Consider the following 23941-nt stretch of genomic DNA (forward strand, 5'->3'; position numbering starts at 1 on the left):
TATTATACACGAAAGCTGCGTTCCATGGAACAGCCTGAAACAAAATAGAGCATCACTTTGCATCCTCAACGGATACAAATGATGCTCTTTTTTCAGATCTGGTCCTGGCAGATGCGGCTCATTCTCAGCGCCGGTACTTTGCAGCGGCCTGCAGGCGCTGCATCGCACGGTCGAGCGCGATCTTGCTCTGATAATATTCATGCATGCTCTGCTGATGCTGCAAACGCTCCTCGGCACGGATGCGGGCAGCCTCGGCACGGTTCTTGTCGATATCCTCCGGACGCTCGGCGCTGTCCACCAGCACCATCACGTAGGCAGGCGTCACCTCGGCAATGCCGTCGCCTACCAGGATGTCCTGGCTTTCACCGTTCACCTCAAAGTGCAGGATGCCCATGTGGATGGCCACCAGCACCGGGCTGTGTCCAGCCTGTATGCCGTACACGCCATCGCTGATGGGCAGCACAAGGTCTTCGCAATCGCCCTGATAGTACTCACCGCTGGACGCAGTGATGTTCAGCATGAACTTGTTCATCAGATGGCACCGCCCTTTTCCTCAGCCAGCTTTTCCGCTGCCTTCTGGCGGGCATCTTCCAGCGTACCAACGTTGAAGAACGCCCACTCCGGCAGATCGTCGGCCTCGCCGTCCACAATGGCGGCAAAGCCGCGCACGGTATCCTGCAGCGGCACATACTTGCCCTTCAGGCCGGTAAAGTTTTCGGCCACAGCAAAGGGCTGGGACAGGAACTTCTGCAGCTTGCGGGCACGGGCAACGGTGAGCTTGTCGTTCTCGTCCAGCTCATCCATGCCCAGAATGGCAATGATGTCCTGCAGCTCCTGATAGCGCTGCAGAATGGACTGCACCTTGCGGGCCACGCGGTAGTGCTCCTCGCCCACAATATCCGCTTCCAGAATGCGGGAGGTGGATGCCAGCGGGTCCACGGCCGGGTAAATGCCCTGCTCCACGATCTTACGGGACAGCACGGTAGTGGCATCCAGATGTGCAAAGGTGGTGGCGGGGGCCGGGTCGGTCAGGTCGTCGGCGGGGACGTAGACGGCCTGCACCGAGGTGATGGAGCCTTCCTTGGTGGAGGTGATGCGCTCCTGCAGAGCGCCCAGCTCGTTGGCCAGAGTGGGCTGGTAGCCCACAGCAGAGGGCATACGGCCCATCAGGGCGGACACCTCGGAGCCTGCCTGCACGAAACGGAAGATGTTATCAATGAACAGCAGCACGTCCTTGTGGGTCTCCTCACGGAAGTACTCTGCCATGGTCAGGCCGGTCTCGGCAACACGCATACGTGCTCCTGGGGGCTCGTTCATCTGACCAAAGACCAGTGCGGTCTTATTCAGAACACCGGACTCGTTCATCTCGCCCCAAAGGTCGCAGCCCTCGCGGGAGCGCTCGCCCACGCCGGTGAAGATGGAGTAGCCGCCGTGCTCGGTGGCCACGTTATGGATCAGTTCCTGGATCAGCACGGTCTTGCCGACGCCTGCACCGCCGAACAGACCGATCTTGCCGCCCTTTGCATAGGGGGCCAGCAGGTCGATGACCTTGATGCCGGTCTCCAGGATCTCGGTCGCGGGCTTCTGCTCTGCAAAGCTGGGGGCCTTGCGGTGGATGGGCCAATGCGGCACATCATCCACAGAGCCCTTGCCGTCGATGGGTCTGCCCAGCGGGTCGAACATGCGGCCCAGCGTGGCTTCGCCCACCGGTGCGGTCAGGCCGTGGCCGGTAGCGGTCACGGTCATGCCCTTGCCCAGACCCTCGCTGGCGGAAAGCATGATGCAGCGCACAGTGGTCTCGTTGACATGCTGTGTCACTTCCATCGTGCGCTCGGTGCCCTCGGCGGTCACGGTAAGCGCTTCCTGCAGGGCAGGCAGCTTGCCTGCGGTGAACTGCACGTCCACCACAGGGCCGGCTACGCGAATAATAGTTCCCTGTATCATACGATTGCCTCTATACTAATTTGTAAATACGTTTTATTCCGCCCGGTTCTGCACGGCAGCCGCACCGCCGATGATCTCGGTGATCTCCTGTGTAATGGAGCCCTGACGGGTGCGGTTGTATTCCAGCTGCAGCTCCCGGATCATATCGTTGGCGTTCTTGGTGGCGGAATCCATGGCGGTCATGCGGGCGCTCTGCTCTGCGCAGAAGCTCTCGGTCATGGCACCAAAGATCATGCCGTGCATATAAATGGGCGCGATCTGTTCAAACACCGTCCATGCAGACGGGAACATCTCCACATCGCCCTTCGGATCGCCCAGACCCTTGGGGGCAGGCTGCAGATGGGCGCGGTCCAGCGGCAGCAGACGCACCATGGTGGGCTCGCTGGTCAATGCATTCTCGATGCGGGTATAGATGAGATAGATCTCATCCAGCTTGCCGGTCTTGAAATCATCGATGGCGTCCATCGTGATATCGCGGGCGCGCTGCAGCGTGGGCTCCGTGGCACCATAGTGGAAATCCTCCACCAGCCGCGGATCCTTGTGGTACAGGGCGCGGTAGCCGGTCTGGCCGATCACATAGAACCGGTCATTCTCATCCGCATTTTCCTTGAGGAACTTGATGATGTTCTGGTTGTAAGCGCCTGCCATGCCCTTATCTGCCGTCAGCACGATGTAGGCCCGCTTGGGGTTTGCGATATTGCGCTCGTGGAAGAACGGATGCACCGGCTCTTCCGGCAGGTGGGGCACCACGCGGGAAATGGTATCGCGCATACGGTTGAAGTAGGGCGATACATTCTGGTAGTTCTTACGTGCCTTGCGCAGCTTGGACGAGGAGATCAGGTACATGGCGTTCGTGATCTTCATGGTGTCCTGAATGCTCTCGATGCGCTCCTTCAGCAGCTTACTGGACGGCATGGCTGTCGCCTCCCGCATAAGCTTTCCAGGCGTTCAGGATGGCATCGACCATTTCAGGTTCCAGCTTGCCGGTGGCGGTGATCTTATCCATCGTACCGGACACATCCGCGCGGAACTGACGCACAAATGCGGAAGTTTTGGCGCGCAGCTCGGCAGTGGGCAGTTCGTCCAGCACACCGTGGGAAGCCAGCACCAGCGTGACCACCTGCTCGGCGTCGGACTTGGGCTGATACAGCGGCTGCTTGAGCATTTCCATCAGAGCCTTGCCGTGATCCAGCTGGCGGCGGGTCTCCGCGTCCAGATCCGAACTGAACTGTGCAAAGGACTCCATATCCTTGTACTGTGCCAGCTCGATACGCAGGTTGGCGTTGGCCTTCTTCATGGCCTTGGTCTGGGCAGCGCCGCCCACACGGGACACCGACAGACCCACATTGACGGCCGGGCGGTTGCCTGCATTGAACAGGGCGCTCTCGAGGAAGATCTGACCATCGGTGATGGAAATGACATTGGTGGGGATGTAGGCCGAAACGTCGCCTGCCTGCGTCTCTACGATAGGCAGTGCGGTGATGGAACCGCCGCCCAGATCGTCGCGCATCCGGCAGGAGCGCTCCAGCAGACGGGAGTGCAGATAGAACACATCGCCGGGGTAAGCCTCACGGCCCGGAGAGCGGCGCAGCAGCAGAGAAATGGCACGGTAGGCCACTGCATGCTTGGACAGATCGTCGTAAACGATCAGCACGCTCTTGCCCTGACTCATGAAGTACTCGGCCAGTGCGGTGCCGGCATAGGGTGCGATGTACTGCAGGGGAGCAGAATCCGAAGCAGTAGCCGCCACGATGGTGGTATAGCTCATAGCACCGTGCTTCTGCAGATCGCCTGCCACGCGGGCAATGGAAGAAGCCTTCTGGCCGATGGCCACATAAATGCACAGCACACCGGTGTTTTTCTGGTTCAGGATGGCGTCCGTGGCGATGGAGGTCTTGCCGGTCTGGCGGTCGCCGATGATCAGCTCACGCTGGCCGCGGCCGATGGGGAACATGGAATCGATGGCGAGGATGCCGGTGTGGAGCGGGGTATCCACGCTCTGACGTTCCAGAATGCCGGGGGCCTGCTTTTCGATGGGGTTGTAGCCCACAGCTTCAATGGGGCCCTTGCCATCGATGGGCTCGCCCAGCGGGCTGATGACACGGCCCAGGAATGCATCGCCCACCGGGATGCCGGCACGCTTGCCGCTGCGGGTCACCATGGTGCCCACACCGACGGTCTCAGCTCCGTCGAACAGCATGATGCCCAGCTGTTCGGGGTCCACGCTCTCCACCATGCCCTTGGCACCGTTGTCGAAGGTGACGATCTCGCCGTACACAGCGCGGTTCATGCCTTCGACGTGCACGATGCCGTCGGCAGAGGAAATGACCACGCCACCCTCCGCAGAGGTCTCGGCGGGCTTGTAGTCCTCAATGCGGGTCTTGAGGGTAGCCAGCGAGGGCTTGCCCTCCATCATCTTGTCCAGCTGATGACGGCCGGAGTTATCGAACACACGGTCGCCCACCTGCAGGACATAGCCGGACAGCAGGCTCTCGTCCACCGTCACGTTCAGGATGACCTCGGTGGCATCATACAGCTTGCGTACCTCGGCGCGGATCCGGTTCAGCTCCTCTTCCCGGGGCTTGCGGGCGCTGCGCAGCTCGGCCTTGACGATGCGGTTGTCCGCAAAAAATTCACGACTGAATTCAGTTGCCATTGCCTGCACCTGCTTTCTCCAGCAGATCGTCCAGCAGACGTGCGTCGTCCTGGGCGGTCAGATTGCGGGCCAGCAGCTTCTCGCACATCGCACGGGCCAGTGCCGTGGTCTGGGCATCGGCTTCCCGCAGCTTGCTCTGGCGTTCGGCCTCGGCGCTCGCCTTGCCGGCGGCCACGATGGCGTCCGCCTGCTTGCGGGCATCTGCCAGCAGCTGCTGCTTTTCGACCTCAGCCTGCTTTTCGTAGGCTTCGCGGCGGGCAGCGGCCTCATTGTCCACATTGCGCAGTTTTTCCTGTGCGGCGTTCATGGTCTCTGCGGCTTCCTTCTTGGAGGTCTCCGCATCGGCCAGGTTTGCGTCCACCATCTGCTGGCGCTTTGCGATCACGTCCTGAACAGGCTTGAACAGGAACTTGCGCAGCACCGCATACATGACGAGGACGTTCACGACGGTCCACAGCAGGTTAATATCCAACTTCAGCATTCGTCTGCGCCTCCGTTACTGACCCAGGAACAGGATGATCAGCAGTGCAACGACGAAGCCGAAAATTGCAGTACCTTCTGCCAGAGCAGCGCCCAGCAGCAGGTTGGTCTGGATCTTGCCGGATGCCTCGGGCTGACGGGAGATTGCCTCCGTTGCCTTACCCGTTGCGATGCCGATGCCGATACCGCCGCCAATGCCGGTCAGCGCTGCAATGCCAGCGCCCAGAGCAATCAAACCATTCATAGTAATAATCTCCTTTTAAATTCAGTAAATATCAATGGATCAGTCTTCTCCGCCCATGGTCTCTTTCATGAACAGCGAAGTCAGGAACACGAACACGTAGGTCTGGATCAGACCGTCGAACAGGTCAAAATACAGGCTGAACACCGCCGGGACGAACACGGGCACCACGAGCTTGATCAGCTCCATGATGACGAATGCACCCAGCACGTTGCCGAACAGTCGCATGCACAGGCTGGTGGGGCGGATGGCGATCTCGAGGATGTTCATAGGGGTCATGACCGGAGTGGGGGCAGCCAGACTCTTGAAGAAGCCCACACCGCCGCGTGCCCGGATGCCGGCACCCTCGATCAGGATGATGCTCATCAGCGCCAGCGCTGCGGTCACGTCCAGATCCTTCGTGGGGGGCTTGACACCGAACACGCCGATCAGGTTGCTGAAGGCGATGTAGATGGCCACGGTCATCAGGTAAGGCACATAGCGCCTGCCCTTTTCGCCCAGCAGACCTTCAAAGAAATTGGTGCCTGCGAGGTAGGCCATTTCCAGCACGGCCTGACGCTTGCTGATATGGTCCACCTTCAGGTTTCTGGTAAGCAGGATCGAGCCGATGGTAACGATGGCCAGGATCACCCAGCTGATGACCACGGATTCCGGGATCTGCAGCGGGCCGACCTTGACGTATTCGACGGTCAGCTCTTCCATCAATGCTTTGGTCAGATTATTCAATTGTTTTTCCTCCTTCCTGAAGAATAGGGTTCCGGGGGTAAGACCGCCGCACCGCCCCGGCGGCGCAGCGTCCTTCTTATCGCTCGAAGAAAAGGCGCAGCTTTGTGAAAAAAGTAAGGAAGGTGTTCGGCTCTGTCCGGTCACACCCTCCCTCCTGCACGGGTCACTTCGTCTTTTTTCGTTGTGTATGATAGTACGATTGACGAAAATTGGCAAGTGGCTTTGTGCACATTCTACATTTTAGGTGGTTCTACTGCATTGATATACAAAAAAAGTTGTGCATCTTGTCCAATAAAACGCTCTTCGCATGTACTTTTTACACAAATTTCTTAGCCAATTCTTAGGTTTCAATGGCTTCTTCAGGGCATTCCGGGAAATATTTCCATCAAAAATGCCCCATTGTACATACTTTATATGCCCGATATATAAAATTCGTATAGGCGTCTCGTCCGGTATTACACCCGCTCCTATACATATTTATTATAACTGCATATCTAAAATCTGTCAGTCCGCCTGTTTTGCGCCGCGGCGGAACACCAGCCGGAAGATGGCACGGGCAAGCGGCCCGCAGTACAGCATCTGCCAGCACAGGGCCATGGGCATATTGCAGCCCCAGGTATGCACCCAAGTGCCAAAGCCGGGTTCTTTAAACAGCACCGTTGCGATCAGGCTCATCACCGGGCACATGATGCACACGATCATCAGCGAGATGGCATAGGTGATGAACTGCGGACGATCTGTGGGCCGCATGAACATAAACGCCAATCCGGTGGCCAGTTTCTCCACCACGAAAAATTCCAGCACGCAGGCAATGGGAACCATGATCGGCATCTCGTGCAGAGCCATAACAAAGGTGGCATTGGTGACACCGCCTGTGTTCAGCGCCACATTGTAAACGATCATGCCATAGACCATAATTGCAGCCATGACAATGGTAAAGAAGATACGTTCCGGTAAAGTTTTAGGCATTTTGATTCTCCGTTTCTTTTGTGTCTAAATTTTTGCCGCAAAAAAGCCGCCCCGCGAAACTTTCATCTCGCGGGGCGGCGGCGACTACCATTCATTGACGCTATTTTAGCACAAATCGATCTGACGCATAATACCCTGTGGACACTTTCTCCCGTTTTGCGCAAAATCCTCCACAAACGGCCCGGAACTTCTGGGCAGCTTTGCTGTTGACTTCCTCGGCAGCCCTTCCTGCAGGGCACAGAGTTCCTCTCCAAAGGGCCCGATCGCCCGGGCACACCGCACAGAAAGCGGCATTTTGCACGTTCTATCTGCTGTTTTTCAAGAACTGCACAATTTTATATTTCTATCCTTGTGCACTCTGCGAATAGACAAATCAATCAGGAATATGTATAATAAAGCCAGAAACCAGAGAAGTACAGCAGAAGCTCAAGAGAGAGCTAATCCCGCTGGCTTGAAGCAGAAAGGAGCGAGACCGATGGTCGATATGGAACCCGCACAGCAGGGACAGGCTGTCGGGATTCGCTGAGAAGCAAAATAGAGGCTCACCACAAACGGGATGTTTCCCCCGTATAAAAACACAACAAAAATGAGCCAGTCTTGAGCATCAAAAATGCGATTACACGACAACCTGTCGATAAACTTAACCCCCAGCGATTCAAATAGATCCGCCGGAGATGATTCCTATGAAGGTATCTTTTGTACGGAGAACATTATTTGAATAGCAAAAAGGAGTTCTACCAATGTACTAAGTAGTTTGCCCCTGGCGAATCTAACTCGAAAGAATGTGGTAATATGAAATTCATCTTCCGAATCTCGGTGCCGCACTCCATCAGTTAAGAGAAGGGTCAATCCAATGTACTAAGTAATCAGTCCCCTTGAAATAGATTCTCAGTTTCCAGTAGTTTCTAAGGAGAGTCACCCTATGAAACGTTTACTCCGAAAATGAGGAACCCCAAGGAGAAGAGGCTTATGACTCCGAAGAAGTAAGTATCCAGCCGGACGAGGGCTTGCAACCGCCTCGTCCGGCTGGTTTTATTTTGTGCTGTTTTCACCAACAGTCAACGCCCGATTTGTGCAAATTTTATGCTGCGCGGTTGAATACCGTCCTTTGTTTTTGCACTTTTCTGTGGTATACTGTGGAAAAAGATGGGAGGTTCATTTCATGGAGTCGTTCGTTTCGGTTTCCACTCTGTTCAACCTTGTGCTGACCGTTATCTGGTTCATCTCCGGCATTCGGGATCTTCAAGGCAAAGACCCGTTCATCAATCTGCCGTTCAACCAGTATAATCGTGACCCGGAGTACCGCGCCTTCTGGCAGAAAAAGAACGGCGTGTTTTACATGCTCAACAGCATCGCCTTTCTGATCTTAGCCTTCACACCTGTTACATCGCTGCTCTACCGTATCATCTTCGGCATCGCCATTGTGGGAGACCTTCTTTATCTTGTCGCTTACGAAAGCTGGAACCATAGTGCGGATTGACAGCCGGAAAGGGGCCACCATGAATTTGAATCTTTCGGTCTGGGATTGGCTGAACGCCGCGCTGGGTGTGCTGTTTTTGTACCGCGGCATCCGGGATCTGTACAATGGCACCGGCACCGGATGGAGCACCGAGGACGAAAAGAAACACTTCCGCAAATTTTACGGCATTGCTTCGACCATCGGCGGCGCGTTCTTGCTGGTCAACATTTTTCTGCCAAAGGTCGAGCCGCTGCACTCCATTTTGATGGTGGCAGCGCTCGTGTTGTGCGTTGCCCTGCTGATCTCGTATCTGTGCTATGCCCTGAGTAGGAGCGACAAAAACAAAAAGTGAGAGGTTGCTATGGAAGTCATCTGTGCGATCTTAACCGCACTTTTCGGCATCGGGTTCGGCATTTTTATGGCGCTGCAGCCGGAGGATGCCATTGCCCTGCATGACCGTGGACGGTATACACAGACCGAACCAACGGAAGCGTACATCAAATTGACCCGGCTGGAGGGCATCGGACTTTCGGTGCTCTGTGCCGCACTTCTGGTGGTGTTGCTGTTCGCACCCCAATAATACTTTGCAGTTTTCCTCTTGCGGATTTTTTCTCACCCTGTTACAATGAGAAAAAAACGCAGGAGGTATTTTATTATGGTCAAGCATGTGATCCTTTGGCAGCTGAAGGACGAACTGTCCGACGCCGAAAAAGCCGCCGTCAAGGCAGGCATCAAGGAAGGGCTGGAAGGTCTGGCAGGCAAGGTCCCGGGCCTTGTGGAAGTGCATGTCAACATCAACGGTCTCCCCTCTTCCACCGCCGACCTGATGCTGGACACCACCTTTGAAAGCGCCGAGGCCCTCAAGGGCTACTCCGTCCATCCCGCCCATGTGGCTGTGGCCGACAGCAAGGTGCGGCCCTACACCAAGGCACGGTTCTGTCTGGATTACGAGATTTAATGTTGACAAACCCACCGTTTTTGCGTATTATAGACATAACAATGTAAATTGGCTGTGAAGAGAAGAGTACGCACCGTCTGCGCCTGACAGAAAGCCCGAAGGATGGAACCGGGCAGGCCGCGCGATGCCGAAGATGGTCTCGGAGCTGCGCAGGTGAAAATTGAGCCTGCGACGGGTGCGCCCGTTACCGCGCTGCGCCGTGCTTTTTGGCCCGGCAAAAGGCTGCGCCCGCAAGGGTGCGGCGAAGCAAGGTGGTACCACGAAAGTTTCAGGCTCTCGTCCTTGTCCGGCTCAGTCCGGCAGGATGAGGGCTTTTTTCGTCCCCCGCCAAATCAGGAAAGGAAGAGTATCAACCTATGAGTGAGCACAAGACATTCTACATCACCACTCCCATCTACTACCCCAGCGACAAGCTGCACATCGGCCACAGCTATACCACTGTCGCCTGCGACGCACTGGCACGCTTCAAGCGGATGCAGGGCTATGACGTCATGTTCCTGACCGGTACCGATGAGCACGGCCAGAAGATCCAGGACAAGGCCGCCGACGCCGGTGTGACCCCCAAGGAATACGTGGACAAGATCGTAGCCACCGTCAAGGATCTGTGGAAGCTGCTGGACGTCAGCTACGACCGCTTCATCCGCACCACCGACGACTACCACATGGAGTCCTGCCAGAAAATTTTCACCAAGCTGTATGAGCAGGGCGACATCTACAAGGGCGAGTACATCGGCCACTACTGCAAGCCCTGCGAGAGCTTCTGGACCGACAGCCAGCTGGTGGACGGCAAGTGCCCCGACTGCGGCCGCGAAGTGTACGACGCCCACGAGGAAGCCTACTTCTTCAAGACCAGCAAGTATGCCGACCGCCTGCTGAAGCTCTACGAGGAGAACCCCCAGTTCATCCAGCCCGAGAGCCGCAAGAACGAGATGATCGCCTTCATCAAGCAGGGCCTGCAGGATACCTGCGTGTCCCGTACCTCGGTCAAGTGGGGCATCCCCGTGCCCTTCGACCCCAAGCACACCATGTATGTGTGGGTGGATGCCCTGAGCAACTATATCTCCGCGCTGGGCTACGGCAACGAAAAATATCACGACTACGACAAGTTCTGGCCTGCCGACCTGCACATGGTGGGCAAGGAGATCCTGCGTTTCCACACCATTCTGTGGCCCGCCATGCTGATGGCTCTGGATCTGCCCCTGCCCAAACGGGTGTTCGGCCACGGCTGGCTGCTGATGAACGGCGGCAAGATGTCCAAGTCCGTGGGCAACGTGGTGGACCCCGTGATCCTGTGCGACCGCTACGGCGTGGATGCCATCCGCTACTTCCTGCTGCGTGAGATTCCCTTCGGCAACGATGGCATGTTCACCAACGAAGCCCTGATCACCCGCATCAACAGCGATCTGGCGAACGATTTGGGCAACCTGCTCAGCCGCACCGTCGCCATGTGCGAGAAGTACTTCGGCGGCACCGTGCACAATGTGGCCGGTACCGAAGCCATTGACACCGAGCTGGAGACCATGGTCAACGAGCTGACCGCCAAGGTCACGGCCGACATGGACAACCTGACCATCCCGCAGGCCCTGATGGAGATCTTTGCGGTCATCCAGCGCGCCAACAAGTACATCGACGAGACCGCTCCCTGGGCGCTGGCCAAGGACGAGGCCAACAAGGCCCGTCTGGAGAGCGTGCTGTACCACCTGTGCGAGGCACTGCGCGTGTGCGGCATCCTGCTGAACGCATACCTGCCCACCACCGCACCCAAGATGATGGAACAGCTGGGTCTGGACGCGTCTGCTCTGGACCTGACCAAGACCACCTACGGCGTACAGGAGACCTACACCGTGCACAAGGGCGAGGCACTGTTCCCCCGCATCGATGTGGCAAAGGAAATTGCCCACCTGAAGGAAGAGGACGAGAAGCGCAAGGCCGCTGCCGAAGCTGCCAACAAGGCCAAGGCTGAAGCGGAGAAGAAGGCTGCCGCCCCCGCCGAGGAGAGCACCGTGGACTTTACCCACGAGGAAGAGATCGACTTTGACACCTTCTGCAAGGTGGAACTGCGCGTGGCCGAAGTGCGCGCCTGCGAGAACCTGAAGGAAAGCAAGAAGCTGCTGCACCTGACCGTGTTTGACGGCGAGCGGGAGCGCTGCATCCTTTCCGGCATTGCAAAGTGGTTCAAGCCGGAAGACCTGATTGGTAAGAAGATCGGCATTGTGTGCAATCTGGCACCTCGCCCCATGATGAAGGGCAAGTATGTCAGCGAGGGCATGATCTTTGCTGCTGATACCGCCGACGGCGGCTGCTCCATCGCTTTCTACGGTGACGACACCCCCGTAGGCAGCCGCATCCACTGAGCCGCCATGCAGGAAAACAAAACGCTTTCCCGCGCGGAATGGCTGGATAAGATCTTCGGCACGCCGGTGTTCGCCGTGCTGCTGGCCATCTTCTGCAATGTGCTGTGGGGCTCGGCCTTCCCCTTCATCAAGCTGGGCTACCGGCTGTTCGCCATTGATTCCAGCAGCACCGCCTCCATCTTCTGCTTTGCCGGTGTGCGGTTCATGCTGGGCAGCTTTCTGGTGCTTCTGGGCAGTGTTCTGCTGCAGAGCCGCCTGCCCAAATTCCCCCGCGGCAAAGTGGCAGCGGAGTGCTGTGCTCTGGGCCTGTGGCAGACCACGACCCAGTACGCATTCTATTACATCGCTGTTGCCATGCTCACGGGTGCCTTTGGCGGCATCCTGAACAGCACCCAGAGCTTTCTGGGCGTGATCTTTGCCCATTTCATCTACGGCAACGCCGACCGCATGACCCCTGCCAAAACGCTGGGCTGCGCCGTTGGCTTTGCGGGCGTGCTCATCGGCACGCTGGGCAACCACGGCGGCGGCAGCGGCTGGGGCGTGTTCTGCATGATGGCCGCTACCATCATCTTTACCCTGTCCGGCCCGTGGAACAAATCCGTGACCAAAAAAGCAGACAGCTTTGCCGTCTGCTTCATCAACCTGTTCGTGGGCGGTCTGGCACTGTTCGTGCTGGGCACTGTGCTGGGCGGCAGTCTCCATGTGCAGAGTGCACTGGCGGTGGTGGTCATGCTGTATCTGGCCTTCATCTGCGGGGCAGGCTATGTGCTGTGGGCCCTGCTGATGAAGAACAACCCGGTCAGCCGCATTGCCATCTTTGGCTTCGTGAACCCGGTGGTCAACGTACTGCTGAGCGCCGTGCTCAACGGCGAGCCCCTGTTCCGCTGGCAGTATCTGGCGGCGCTGGTGTTCGTGTGTGTGGGCATCTGGCTGGTGAACAAGGCCCCCGCCAAAAAGGAGGGCAAATGACCGGCCCCATTTTTGACACCCACGCGCACTACAGTGCCCGCGCTTTTGACGCAGACCGCGATTTCCTGCTGGACAGCCTGCCCGGCAAGGGCGTGGTGGGCGTGTGTGAACAGGCCACCCACTCCGGGGATGCACCCAAAGTGCTGGAGCTGGCGCACCGCTACCCGTGGGTGGTGGCAGCTGTTGGCATCCACCCGGAAAGCCTGCTGCCCGCCGCCGACTGCGGCGAGGAAGGCCCGGCTCCTACGGTCTCGGTGTACGGCGGAGACTGGGCCGCAGAGATGCGCGCTCTGGCCCCGTATTACGAGGACCCCAAGGTAGTAGCTGTGGGTGAGTGCGGGCTGGACTACCACTGGCCTGTGCCCAAGGATGCCCAGCTGGCCATGTTTGAGGCACACATCCGGCTGGCGCTGGAACTGGACAAGCCCATCATCGTGCACGACCGCAACGCCCACGCCGACGTTTACGCCCTGCTCAAAAAATACCAGCCCAAGGGCATCGTCCACTGCTATTCCGGCAGTGCCGATGACGCGGTGTGGCTGGCAAAACAGGGACTGTTCATCGGTTTTGGCGGGGCATGTACCTTCAAGGGTGCCAAGCGGGCGGCAAAAGCCATCAGCGCCCTGCCGCTGGAAAGCATCGTGCTGGAGACCGACTGCCCCTACATGGCACCGGAGCCGGTGCGCGGCACCCGCTGTGACAGCTCCCTCATCCGCTATGTGGGCGAGTATATCGCCCAGCTGCGGGGCATTTCTGCCGAAGAGGTGTTCCGCACCACAGCCGAAAATGCCCGCCGGGTATACGGGCTGTGATCCGTTTTTCGCAAGTTGCACAGGTTTTTCTCTGTGCTTCTGTATAAATCAACAATCAAAATCCAAACTGTTATAAGGAGAACCTACCATGAAAGCACGTATTCCTAAGCACCGCGAGTTCATCATCAACTTCCCCGACAGCATCGACCAGAACAAGGCCAACGAGGGCTGGGCAAAGCTGCAGCAGATCGTTGAGGACTACAAGAAGGCCCACAATGGCGCTTCTGTCTACGCCCCCACCTTCATCGAGGACTGCGAGGCCGAGGTGAAGAAGCTGCAGGAAGAGTACGGCTTCGAGTATACGATCGAATACGTTCAGTAATTTCTGATATTTAAAATCCCCTCTGTGCATCTGCGCAGGGGGGATTTGCTGTTTCAGGGGGAACCGCTTTTCCCTACGGTGCACTTCCCCGCAAAAATACAGCCCCGGCAGACTGCATGGTCTGTCGGGGCTGTGCTTTTCTGTCCGGGTCACTTTTCCACTTTACTCAGCAGGATGCGGTCGTTATCCAGATTCTTGCCTGCGTTCTCGCGGAACTTTTCAAGCAGGTCGTCCACGGTCATCCGGCTGCGTTCCTCGCCCTTCACGTCAAAGACGATGCGGCCGGAATCCATCATCAGGGTGCGGTTGCCCAGCTCCAGTGCCTGATGCATGTTGTGGGTGACCATCAGGCAGGTGATCTTCTTTTCAGCCACGATGCTCTTGGTCAGCTCCAGTACCTTTTCGGCGGTGGCGGGGTCCAGTGCGGCGGTGTGCTCGTCCAGCAGCAGCAGCTTGGGGGTGACGAGGGTGGCCATGAGCAGGGTCAACGCCTGCCGCTGGCCGCCGGAAAGCAGTCCCACCGGCTGCTTCATGCGGTCCTCAAGGCCCATATCCAGCAGCGCCAGCTTTTCGCGGAACACTTCCTTGTCCTTGCGGGAGATGCGGGAGAAGATGGCGTGGGGCGCGGTGCCGGCACGCAGATAGGCCAGTGCAAGGTTTTCCTCAATGGTCATGTTGGGTGCCGTGCCCTTGAGCGGGTCCTGAAACAGGTGGCCGATGACCTTGCTGCGCTGGTGCTCCGGCGCAAAGGTGATATCCTGTCCGCCCAGCAGGATGCTGCCCTCGTCGGCGATGAAGCCGCCGGTGATGGCGTTGAACAGGGTGGATTTGCCCGCGCCGTTGGAGCCCACGATGGTGGCAAAGTCCCCGGCTTCCATGTGCAGGCTGACACCGTTCAGGGCCACTTTTTCATTGACCGTGCCGGGGTTGAAAGTCTTGTGCAGATCGTTCAGCTGAAGCATTTCCATCTTACTTTCCCTCCTTGCCGGTAGTCACGCGGCGGCGGCAGGCCCCATGCTTGCGCTGCTCAAAGGCGATTTTTTCCTTGATAGCCGGCATCGAAATGGCGATGGCTACGATGATGGCAGACACCAGCTTCATGGCGGCGGCGGGCACATTGAAGCGCAGGGCCACAGCCACGATAAAGCGGTACAGGCAGCTGCCGAACACCACGCCGATGATCCGGCGCAGCATGGTGCGCTTACCAAGCAGGGTCTCGCCGATGATGAGGGAAGCCAGTGCGATGGTCACCATGCCGGTGCCCACATTGATATCGCAGCTCTTCTGATACTGTGCCAGCAGGCCGCCGGAGAGGGCGCACAATGCGCCGGAAATGCACAGGCCCACCGTAATGGTGAAAGCCGGGTTAATGCTGGAAGCACGCACCATAGCAGCGTTGTCACCGGTGGCGCGGATAGACAGGCCCAGCCGGGTGCCCAGAAAGCCCAGCATCGCCGCACCGGCAAGCAGGATCATGGCCAGCGCGATGGCCAGCTTATACCAGCCGCCAAGGAAGCTCAGTGAGCCCTTTGCCAGCGAGAAAACAGTGTCGGTCTTGACCAGCGACATGGTGGAGGAAAAGCCCATCACGGCCAGATTGATGGTGTAAAGGCCGGTGTTGACGATGATGCCTGCCATGATGCTCTCCACGCCAAGGCGGGTCTGCAGAAAAGCCGTAACAAAGCCGGAGCACACACCTGCCGCCATGGCTGCAACAAGTGCCAGAATGGGGTGGCCGGTCAGTGCTACCTGACAGGCCACGGCGCAGCCCAGCGTGAAGCAGCCGTCGGTGGACAGGTCTGCAATGTTCAGGATGGAATAGCTCAGGAACAGTGCCAGCGCCACCAGGGCATAGATACAGCCCAGTTCCAGCGCCGTCTGTAGGACGTTGAGCGAAAAGATACTCGCCAGCATGTGTGTGCTCCTTTTATGTTTCTTTTTGATTGGACGATTTAAAATGGCCTCCGCTTTTGCTCTGGCCATATTCAGCGGAATTGGGTTTTATTCGGGATTCAGAAAAGCCTGCGGGCTTTTCTGAATCCCCTTTCACGAGTAGGGTCGTGACGGAAAACGGCATTTGCAGCGCCGCTTTCTGCGAAAGCGCGGCGCTGTGGGCGGCGTCCTCGCCCTCTCAGGCGCTTACGCGCCAGCTCTCCCAAAGGGAGAGCCTCTGGCAAAGCTGCACACTTTGCAATTGAATCGAAAACTTTTCCTAGAACCGCCAAAAGCTCCCCCTTCGGGGGAGCTGGCAAAACCGTCAGGTTTTGACTGAGAGGGTACTTTTTTAAGAGAAGTTCTCTGCGGTGGTTACTTCCACGATCTCGGTGCAGTAGGGCTTGAAGGCTTTCTTCACGGTGTCAAGGTCAAGGCCCAGCGCTTCGCAGGTCTCGGTGTTGATGGTGACGATACCGTTATCAAAGGTCTGGTAGGGCAGGTCTGCGGTAGTCTTGCCCTCGCACAGCAGCTCTGCCACCATATCGGCAGTGGCTTCGCCCAGCTGGACGTAATCCACGCCGTAGCCCACAAAGGCCCCGTTCAGTGCAAAGCTGTCGGCACCGGTGTAGTGCTGCACGCCTGCCTCGGTAAAGGTCTCGTAGATGGACAGCTCTGCGGTCATCACGGTGTTGTCGGTGGGGGTAAACACGGCCTTGACACCGGCGGCGATCAGAGCCTCAGCCGCCATCTGCACCTCAGCGGTGGTGGTGCCGTTCTTCTCAATGTACTTGATGCCGTTGGCATCACAGAAAGCCTTGGCATCTGCAATGGCCTGCGTAGAGGCATCCTGACTCAGGTCGTACAGCAGGCCAATGGTGTCAATGTCCGGGTTGACAGCGGTGATCAGGTTCATGATGGCCTCGGTGTTCAGTGCGTCGGAGGTGCCGGTGATGTTCTCCTCGCCGTCAAAGCCTGCAGCGGCGGGGTCGGTGACAGCAGAGTAGACAACGGGGATATCGGTATCCTCCACAGCGGCCAGCATGGTTGCGGCGGTGGGGGTAGCCACAGCCACGATCACATCCACGCCGTCCCCTACGAGGTCGGCACCGATCTGGTTCAGGTTGGACTGGTCAGCCTGTGCATTTGCGTAGTAGTCGGCGTAGTCGAAGGTAACGCCCTTCTCTGCCCCCAGCTCATCCAGACGGCTCTCCACAGATTCCACGATCTGGTTGAGGGAAGCATGATCCACATAGTTGACGATGCCAACCTTGAAGGTCTGGCCACCCTCGGCTGCTGCGGAAGCGGCAGCGGAAGAAGCAGTGGAAGATGCAGCCACGGTGCTGGAAGCGGAGCCGCCGCAGCCGGTGAATGCCAGTGCAGAAACGGCGGAAGCAGCCATAGCGGCCTTGAGGAAGCTGCGGCGGGAGATCATGGTAACGTTTTTCATAATAGCAAACTCCTTTCCCGGAGCGGGCGGCAAAAGTAAAAGACCCGCTCCCCTTGCGGGACGGGTCTTACAAATAAAAACGACCCTGTCCCTGTGTGTTATCCACAAGGACAGGATCGGTAAAGTTCGATTCTGCGGTGCCACCTTGCTTGCCCTGCTTTGCAAACTGCAGAGCCTCTCACGGAGAGCCAACACTCCCCTGTCCTGTAACGGAGACTTCCGTCCAAAGCTACTAAGGTTTGCTGCCCATTTGCCCGGCCCTCGGCGGCCCACGAAGCTCTGCCCCGCTCTCGCCCGTTTTCACTGTCCGGGCTCACTGAAGATGCGCTGTGCAGGTTCTCTTCCGCCTCATCGGTTTGATTGCATTATACACTTTATTGGCATAAAGTCAAGGGAAATTTCAAAAATTTCTTTTTTCTACAGCACAAAGTCATTCTTCCGTGCATCAGGCCCGCTTTGTGCGGCGCTTGCGCCAGACGAAGTACGCCGTGTACGCCAGCCATACCACAATGCCGCCCAAAGTCAGCGCACGGCTCAGCCGGATGCCGTCGGGCTGGTAGACAAAATCGATGCTGTTTTCACCTGCCGGGCACAGCACAGCCATCAATCCCTCGTCCACCTCCACAATGTCGGCTTCCTGCCCGTTGACATAGGCCGTAAAGCCGTCATCGTAAGGCACGGAGAAGAACACGAGGTTCTCTTTTTCCAGCGTGATCTCGGCGTGGAAGCCCGAATTGTTCATCTGGAACACACTGGCAGCCGTGGCACGGCGCTCGCGGCAGTCCTGCACGTAGGACTCATAGTACAGCTCCTCCCGTCTGCCTTCCGGCAGATGGGTGAGGTACTTGCCGTAGACTGCAGCATCCTCGTCGGTAAGCACCAGTGCACGCATCAGGAGGTTTGCGCGGGTGGCCTTGGCTATTTCTTCGTACTCGGTCTGGGTGAGGTAATAATCATAGGCAAAGCCCATGGGCACGTAGTTCGTGTTGCGGTAGACCGTATAGCCGTCCTTTGCAAAGGCATATTCCCAGCCGTCGTCGGCTTCGTTTTCAAAGTCGGTCTGCTTTTCCGGCGTGGTGATAAGGTACTCCACACTCAAAAGGCCCCGCAGTGCATAATTGGAAAGCTCCGGCTCACTGCGCACATCCCGCTTGACCCCCAGCGCCGGGTAGAAGCTGAGGATGCTGGGGGCCGCCGTGCTGCCAAAATACTGCAGGCAGCTCTTATCCAGCCACATACCGATGTTGTCGTGGATCTTGTACGTATCCACGCGGTAATCGCCTTCGGACAGGTCGTTTTTCAACAGCAGGGCGTTGGTGTCCTGCTTCACAAGGTCGCTGTCGGTATACCACTGGCCGAACTTGCCAATGCCGATGTGCACCACGCTGAACAGGAAGGCAAACGCCAGCACTGCCGCCGTCATGCGCTGGGCAAAGCGGCTGTCGCCCCGCCACTTCTGGCAGAGATAGCGGTACAGCAGCAGGCCCAGCAGGCCAAAGCCCAGCACCGCGCAGTACTGACCGGGGTTCTTGAGCACGCCGAACGACCAGCTGCCGGTGTCGCTGTCCTGCACCGGCACCACCGCAAAGGCCACCGTGGCGATCATCAGCCAGCTGATGCCGCGGGCCGGGCTGTCCAGATCGGTGTTGTGGTCTTCCAGCGCGTTCACGGTCATTGCGGCCAGCACCAGCACCGGCATATAGTACCAGCGCGCATAGTAGCTGGAATTGAGGGCGTAGAACGCACTGTTCAGGATGGGCACCAGTGCGAACACGGCGCAGGTGCCCACGATGCGCTTTTTACTGTCGCCGCACTTTGCTTTCCAGTAGGCCACGGCACCGGCCAGACTGCACAGCGGCAGATAGGCCGACATGCTGGTCCACTTGATCACGCCCTCCGACCAGATGGATGTGAGGTAGGGAGAATCCGGCGGCATGATCCAGCTGACGAGAATTGCAAGGTACTGCTGCACCTTGCTGTAGGTCAGAAAGCCCCAGCCGGAGGAAAGGTCGATGGTGCGCGGGTTCTGCAAAATGGAGAGCACCGCAGGCACCAGCAGGATGCTGCCCATGGCAACGCCCAGCAGGCTTTCAAAGGCCAGCAGCCCGAACTTTTTTGCAGTGAGACGGAAGTCCCTTGTGCTGAGCTTGCAGATGAAGTAGATGGCCAGAAACACCACCTGACCGATGAAGAAGAAGTAGTTGTTGACAAGGTTCACCGCCACCCAGAACGCAAACCAGCTGCGGCGGTCGTTGTAAAGGGCCTCGTCCAGCGACCACAGCAGATACGGGAACAGCGCCACCACATCTACAAAGTGGTTGAAGAACACATTGTATACCGTAAAGCCGGAGAAGGTATACAGACAGGCTCCCAGCACGGCGTAGTCGATATTTTTGACGTAGCGGCGCAGATACAGGTATGCACCGCCGCCCGCCACGGCAAACTTGAGCACCAGCAGCGGCACCATGAGGTAGGGCAGCCACCCCTGCGGGAAGAGCAGCGAGAACCAGAAGAACGGCGAGCCGTACAGGTAGAACGAATAGGCGTTCATCACGCCGCTGCCAAGGTCGGTAGCCCATGAGAAGGTATTGTGCACCGAGGTGAACGCACTGTCCGGGTAGCCTGCGCCCTTGATAAAGCCGTTCATATAGCGGTAAAAGCTGATCTGCTGGCTGTTGAAATCGCCTGCATAGTGGAAAAAGCCGCCGTCGATGATATAAAACGGCAGAAAGAACAGGGCCGCCGTGAGGGCACACAGGCCCACCGTCAGCCAGAATTTATCCTTTTTTTGTCCCAGCAGCTGCGGCTGCCGGGCAGTACCAGACCGCTCCATGGTTTCCTCTTTTCTCTGCCAAAGCGGCAGAATGTTGGTTTGTTCTAGTATAGCACGAACACTGCGCAGAAAAAAGGGCTTGACAACGCTCTGCCGGACAGGTATGTTGGAGAAAAAAGGAGGAAGCTGCCATGCTGTACCCGTTCAGCGCCCTGCTGGCGCGCATGAAATACATTACCCGCTGGAGCCTGATGCACTCCACCCGGGCCGAATCTCTCAGCGAGCACACCTGCGATACCGCCCTGTTGGCCCACATGCTTTGCCTGATCGCACGGCGGTACACCGGCACGCCCTGCCGCCCCAAAACGGTAGCAGTGGCGGCGCTGTACCACGACGCGCCGGAGATCATTACCGGCGACATGCCCACACCGGTCAAGTACAGCAGCCCCACCCTGCGGGATGCCTACAAGGCGTTGGAAACCGAGAGCGTGCGCTGCATGACCGGCCTTCTGCCGGACGAGTTGAGCGAAGAGCTATCCCCGTTCATCTCCGGGGAACTGCTCACCGCCGAGGAAAAGCGCCTGCTGAAGGCCGCCGACCGGCTGAGCGCCCTCATCAAATGCACGGAGGAGCAGCGCAGCGGCAACCACGAGTTTGACGCGGCGCTGGCCCAGCAGAAAGCGGCCCTGCAGGCCATGCACTGCCCGGAAGCCGACTGGTTCATAGAGCACTGTCTGCCCTGTTACACCCAGAATCTGGATGAGCTGACCCGGCAGCAGTAATATTCCCCTTACGGAAACGGCACCTCGCGCACGTCGTCCGGGTCGATGCCCGCTTTGCGCTGCTCTTCAAAAACAGCATCGATCAGCTCGTCCAGATCTTCCAGATGGGTCAGGGTGCAGCAGTAGCGGCGCAGATTGGCCGCACCTTTCAGCCCCTTCATATAGTGCATGGTCTGAGAGCGGGCCTGCGGCATGGCGACGAACTCGCCCTTCTGCTCCACCATCTCCTCCACCTGACGGCGCAGCGCATTCATGCGGGCCTGCAGGTTGGGTGCCTTGGGTGCGGGCAGGCCTTCAATGGCGGCGTTCACCCGCTCAAAGAGCCACGGGTCGCCCAGCGCGCCCCGGGCGATCATCACGCCGTCACAGCCGGTGGCCTGCATCATCTCCACCGCATCCTCTGCCGAGTAGATGTCGCCGTTGCCCAGCACCGGCACTCTGACGGCATCCTTCACCCGGGCAATGATCTCCGGGTCGATGCCGGGGGTGTACATCTGCTCCCGGGTACGGGCGTGCACCGCAATGAGGGCTGCGCCGGCCTGCTCACAGGCCTTGGCACACTCCACTGCAGTGATGTGGTCGGCATCCCAGCCCTTGCGCATTTTCACGGTGACAGGCCGTTTTGTATTTGCCACAACCTGCTCCACGATGCGCCCGCAGCGGTCCGGGTCCAGCATCAGCTTGCTGCCTGCGCCGCCGGACACGATCTTGGGGGCCGGGCAGCCCATGTTGATATCCACAAAGTCGAACTCGTACTGTTCGATGGCGGCGGTGGCTTCGCCCATGATCTCGGGCACTTCGCCAAAGATCTGCACGCCATAGGGTGCACCGTTGGGTTCGGCCTTGAGCAGGCTCACCGTCTTGTGGTCGCCGTACACCAGCGCCCGGCTGGACACCATTTCGCTCACAGTAAAGCCTGCACCGTGCTGGGCCATCAGGCGGCGGCAGGGTGCATCCGTAAAGCCCGCCATCGGGCCGAACACCGCCCGGTGCGGCAGGATGATATTGCCGATTTTCAAAGGTTCCATTGGTTGTTCCTCGCTGTTATCGAAAAAGCTCCCCCGCAGGGGAGCCAGATTTTTGGGGTACGAACCCTCTCAGTCACGGCTTGCGCCGTGCCAGCTCCCCCGAAAGGGGGAGCCTTTTCATCTGCCCGAAACAGGCTTCTTGCGGGTGAAGAAATCGTTTATCTTCATAGCGCATAAAGCTCGCCCTTCGGGAGAGCTGGCAAAACCGTAAGGTTTTGACTGAGAGGGTTTTTGCATGTTACATCTTCTCCGGCACGTTGATCTTGAACATGGTCAGCACGTTGAAGATGGCATTCTTCACGCCGATGCACAGGGCCAGACGTGCCTGCTGCACAGCGGGGTCTGCACCCTGAATGCGGCAGCTGCCGTAGAAGCGGTGGAAGGCGCTGGCCAGATCAATGACAAAGCGGTTGATGCGGCTGGGGTCGTACTTCTCGGCCGCCATGACGATCTCCTGCGGGAAGGCTGCCAGCATCCGGATCAGATCCATCTCGGAAGGCTCGGTGAGCAGGGTGGCATCCACCTTCTCGGCACCGGCAAACTGCACGCCCTCGCTCTCCATCTTTTTCAGGATGGAGCAGATGCGGGCATGGGCATACTGCACATAGTACACCGGGTTATCGTTGTCGGTCTTGACAGCCTGATCGAGATCAAAATCGATGCCGCTGCCTGCGTCGTGCATATTGAACAGGAAGCGTGCGCTGTCGATGGGCACCTCTTCCAGCAGGTCGGTCAGAGTGATGGCATTGCCGGTGCGCTTGGACATCCGCACAGGCTGGCCGTCGCGCATCAGGTTGACCATCTGCATCAGCACAACGTCCAGATCTTCGCCGTTCAGGCCGATGGCATCCATGGCACCCTTCATGCGGGCCACATGGCCGTGATGGTCTGCACCCCAGACATCGATGGCCTTGGCAAAGCCGCGGGTAGCCAGCTTGTTGTAGTGGTAGGCGATATCGGCGGCAAAGTAGGTGGGGATGCCGTTGGCACGGACCAGCACTTCGTCCTTGGCTTCCTCCTCGGTGCCGTCCTCGGTCTTTTTCTTGTTCACCGTGCCGTACTTGGCAGCGTACTGGGCGCTGCGGTACATGATGGCACCGTCCTCCGCCTTATAGCATGCGCCCAGCTCCAGCAGCTTATCCACCACGGCCTTCACCGCGCCGGACTCGTGCAGGGTGCTCTCATGGAACCACACATCGTAGTCGATGCGGTACTTGCCCAGATCGCGCTTGAGGGCAGCAATGTTCTTGGGCAGAGCGTAGGTCACCAGTGCGTCCTTCAGGGCGGCAAAAGCCTCGCTCTTGAACAAAGTCTCCTCGTCCATCCCCTTGCAAGCGGCAACGTACTTGTCGCCGTTCAGCTCGGCAAACTCACCGGCCAGCACCTTGATGTCGCCGCCCTGATAGCACTCGGCGGGCAGCGGATAGGCTTCCTCGCCGCAGTACTTCTGCAGGTAGCGCACGGCAAGGCTCTTGCCGAACTTCTGGATCTGGTTGCCGGCATCGTTGATATAGAACTCACGGGTCACATCATAGCCGGACCAGTCCAGCACAGCGGACAGACAGTCGCCCAGAGCGCCGCCGCGGGCGTTGCCCATGTGCATGGGGCCGGTGGGGTTGGCGGAAACGAATTCCACATTGTACTTGGCGCCCTTGCCGTGATCGGTGCGGCCATACTCCTTGTTGGAGCAGGCACCCAGCACCACACTGGCCCAGAAGGACGGAGCCAAAAACAGGTTGATGAAGCCGGGGCCAGCCACTTCCACCTTGGCAAACACACTGTTCTCGATGGAGGGCAGATGTGCCAGCAGCGCATCCGCGATCATCTTGGGAGCCTTGCGCCAGCTGCGTGCACCGGCCATGGCGATGTTGGAGGCGATATCGCCGTTCTTGGTATCGGCGGGGATCTCCACGATGAAGGCGGGCAGCTCAGCTTCCGGCAGAGCACCATCGGCCATGGCGGCCTTGGCGGCAGCGGTCAGCAGAGCGCGTGCCTCGTCCAGCGCAGCTTGACGGGGGTTATAGTTCTGGTAGATCTTTTCAAATTCAGTCATTGGTCTGGTTCCTTTCACAGTCTGGGAAATATC

General features: G+C 58.3%; 23 protein-coding genes and 1 other annotated feature. Of the genes, 9 read left to right on the forward strand and 14 right to left on the reverse strand.

Annotated elements, in window-relative coordinates:
* Positions 1-124 precede the first annotated feature (124 nt).
* From atpC to PXT33_RS10935, 8 genes are all read right to left on the reverse strand, one after another.
* The gene (gene atpC, locus PXT33_RS10900) at positions 125-532 is read right to left on the reverse strand and encodes an ATP synthase F1 subunit epsilon (protein WP_154259085.1); all 408 of its coding nucleotides are present in this window, start codon (positions 530-532) and stop codon (positions 125-127) included.
* On the reverse strand, positions 532-1944 hold the full coding sequence (atpD, locus tag PXT33_RS10905; protein WP_097781574.1) for a F0F1 ATP synthase subunit beta: 1413 nt from the start codon (positions 1942-1944) through the stop codon (positions 532-534). Before atpD ends, atpC begins: the two co-directional genes overlap by 1 nt.
* A gap of 33 nt (positions 1945-1977) precedes the next feature.
* Positions 1978-2859, reverse strand: a complete 882-nt coding sequence (gene atpG / locus PXT33_RS10910) for an ATP synthase F1 subunit gamma (RefSeq protein ID WP_097781573.1) — start codon at positions 2857-2859, stop codon at positions 1978-1980.
* Positions 2846-4600 carry a F0F1 ATP synthase subunit alpha gene (gene atpA / locus PXT33_RS10915; RefSeq protein ID WP_005944488.1) on the reverse strand — a complete coding sequence of 585 codons (1755 nt, stop codon included), beginning with the start codon at positions 4598-4600 and terminating at the stop codon, positions 2846-2848. The genes atpG and atpA overlap by 14 nt, the downstream gene beginning before the upstream one ends.
* Complete coding sequence (locus PXT33_RS10920; protein ID WP_005944489.1) at positions 4590-5081, reverse strand: ATP synthase F0 subunit B; 492 nt, start codon at positions 5079-5081, stop codon at positions 4590-4592. Before PXT33_RS10920 ends, atpA begins: the two co-directional genes overlap by 11 nt.
* 15 nt (positions 5082-5096) lie before the next feature.
* On the reverse strand, positions 5097-5324 hold the full coding sequence (gene atpE / locus PXT33_RS10925) for an ATP synthase F0 subunit C (RefSeq protein WP_005944490.1): 228 nt from the start codon (positions 5322-5324) through the stop codon (positions 5097-5099).
* 39 nt (positions 5325-5363) lie between these two features.
* Positions 5364-6047, reverse strand: coding sequence for a F0F1 ATP synthase subunit A (locus PXT33_RS10930; RefSeq protein ID WP_179860484.1), 684 nt, complete (start codon positions 6045-6047; stop codon positions 5364-5366).
* Positions 6048-6551: 504 nt separating this feature from the next.
* Entirely contained in the window at positions 6552-7016 is a 465-nt protein-coding gene (locus PXT33_RS10935) for a DUF2798 domain-containing protein (RefSeq protein ID WP_097775200.1), read from the reverse strand.
* A gap of 1162 nt (positions 7017-8178) precedes the next feature.
* On the opposite strand from PXT33_RS10935, the gene PXT33_RS10940 reads away from it, so the two are divergent.
* The 8 genes from PXT33_RS10940 to PXT33_RS10975 all read left to right on the forward strand — a co-directional run bounded on the left by PXT33_RS10940 (position 8179) and on the right by PXT33_RS10975 (position 13890).
* Complete coding sequence (locus PXT33_RS10940) at positions 8179-8496, forward strand: hypothetical protein (RefSeq protein ID WP_207698683.1); 318 nt, start codon at positions 8179-8181, stop codon at positions 8494-8496.
* A 19-nt stretch (positions 8497-8515) separates the two neighbouring features.
* Positions 8516-8827, forward strand: a complete 312-nt coding sequence (locus PXT33_RS10945; protein ID WP_332376537.1) for a hypothetical protein — start codon at positions 8516-8518, stop codon at positions 8825-8827.
* A gap of 9 nt (positions 8828-8836) precedes the next feature.
* Positions 8837-9055 carry a hypothetical protein gene (locus PXT33_RS10950; RefSeq protein ID WP_332376538.1) on the forward strand — a complete coding sequence of 73 codons (219 nt, stop codon included), beginning with the start codon at positions 8837-8839 and terminating at the stop codon, positions 9053-9055.
* A 75-nt stretch (positions 9056-9130) separates the two neighbouring features.
* Complete coding sequence (locus tag PXT33_RS10955; RefSeq protein WP_294647645.1) at positions 9131-9433, forward strand: Dabb family protein; 303 nt, start codon at positions 9131-9133, stop codon at positions 9431-9433.
* 45 nt (positions 9434-9478) lie between these two features.
* Positions 9479-9720 (forward strand) — a binding site (T-box leader).
* Positions 9721-9789: 69 nt separating this feature from the next.
* Complete coding sequence (gene metG / locus PXT33_RS10960) at positions 9790-11787, forward strand: methionine--tRNA ligase (protein WP_332376539.1); 1998 nt, start codon at positions 9790-9792, stop codon at positions 11785-11787.
* 6 nt (positions 11788-11793) lie between these two features.
* The gene (locus PXT33_RS10965) at positions 11794-12756 is read left to right on the forward strand and encodes a DMT family transporter (protein ID WP_332376540.1); all 963 of its coding nucleotides are present in this window, start codon (positions 11794-11796) and stop codon (positions 12754-12756) included.
* A complete protein-coding gene (locus PXT33_RS10970) occupies positions 12753-13568 on the forward strand; it encodes a TatD family hydrolase (RefSeq protein ID WP_291018860.1) in 816 nt (271 codons plus the stop codon). The genes PXT33_RS10965 and PXT33_RS10970 overlap by 4 nt, the downstream gene beginning before the upstream one ends.
* Before the next feature lie 88 nt (positions 13569-13656).
* On the forward strand, positions 13657-13890 hold the full coding sequence (locus PXT33_RS10975; RefSeq protein WP_291015406.1) for a methylenetetrahydrofolate dehydrogenase: 234 nt from the start codon (positions 13657-13659) through the stop codon (positions 13888-13890).
* Positions 13891-14039: 149 nt separating this feature from the next.
* Here the strand turns inward: PXT33_RS10975 and PXT33_RS10980 are convergent, their stop codons facing one another.
* From PXT33_RS10980 to PXT33_RS10995, 4 genes are all read right to left on the reverse strand, one after another.
* Positions 14040-14852 carry an ATP-binding cassette domain-containing protein gene (locus PXT33_RS10980; protein ID WP_165852618.1) on the reverse strand — a complete coding sequence of 271 codons (813 nt, stop codon included), beginning with the start codon at positions 14850-14852 and terminating at the stop codon, positions 14040-14042.
* Between the two features lie 7 nt (positions 14853-14859).
* On the reverse strand, positions 14860-15804 hold the full coding sequence (locus PXT33_RS10985) for an ABC transporter permease (RefSeq protein WP_097775191.1): 945 nt from the start codon (positions 15802-15804) through the stop codon (positions 14860-14862).
* A 370-nt stretch (positions 15805-16174) separates the two neighbouring features.
* The gene (locus PXT33_RS10990) at positions 16175-17272 is read right to left on the reverse strand and encodes an ABC transporter substrate-binding protein (protein ID WP_332376541.1); all 1098 of its coding nucleotides are present in this window, start codon (positions 17270-17272) and stop codon (positions 16175-16177) included.
* A gap of 445 nt (positions 17273-17717) precedes the next feature.
* A complete protein-coding gene (locus PXT33_RS10995) occupies positions 17718-20105 on the reverse strand; it encodes a YfhO family protein (RefSeq protein ID WP_332376542.1) in 2388 nt (795 codons plus the stop codon).
* A gap of 131 nt (positions 20106-20236) precedes the next feature.
* Between PXT33_RS10995 and yfbR the strand changes: the two genes are divergently transcribed.
* Complete coding sequence (yfbR, locus tag PXT33_RS11000) at positions 20237-20827, forward strand: 5'-deoxynucleotidase (protein ID WP_005944511.1); 591 nt, start codon at positions 20237-20239, stop codon at positions 20825-20827.
* An 8-nt stretch (positions 20828-20835) separates the two neighbouring features.
* On the opposite strand, the gene dusB is transcribed toward yfbR, so the two are convergent.
* Positions 20836-21855, reverse strand: a complete 1020-nt coding sequence (gene dusB / locus PXT33_RS11005) for a tRNA dihydrouridine synthase DusB (protein WP_332376543.1) — start codon at positions 21853-21855, stop codon at positions 20836-20838.
* Positions 21856-22093: 238 nt separating this feature from the next.
* Entirely contained in the window at positions 22094-23908 is a 1815-nt protein-coding gene (argS, locus tag PXT33_RS11010; protein ID WP_154255604.1) for an arginine--tRNA ligase, read from the reverse strand.
* Positions 23909-23941 lie beyond the last annotated feature (33 nt).

Origin of the sequence: Faecalibacterium taiwanense (assembly GCF_036632915.2) — a bacterium.
GTDB classification, from domain to species: Bacteria; Bacillota; Clostridia; order Oscillospirales; family Ruminococcaceae; genus Faecalibacterium; species Faecalibacterium taiwanense.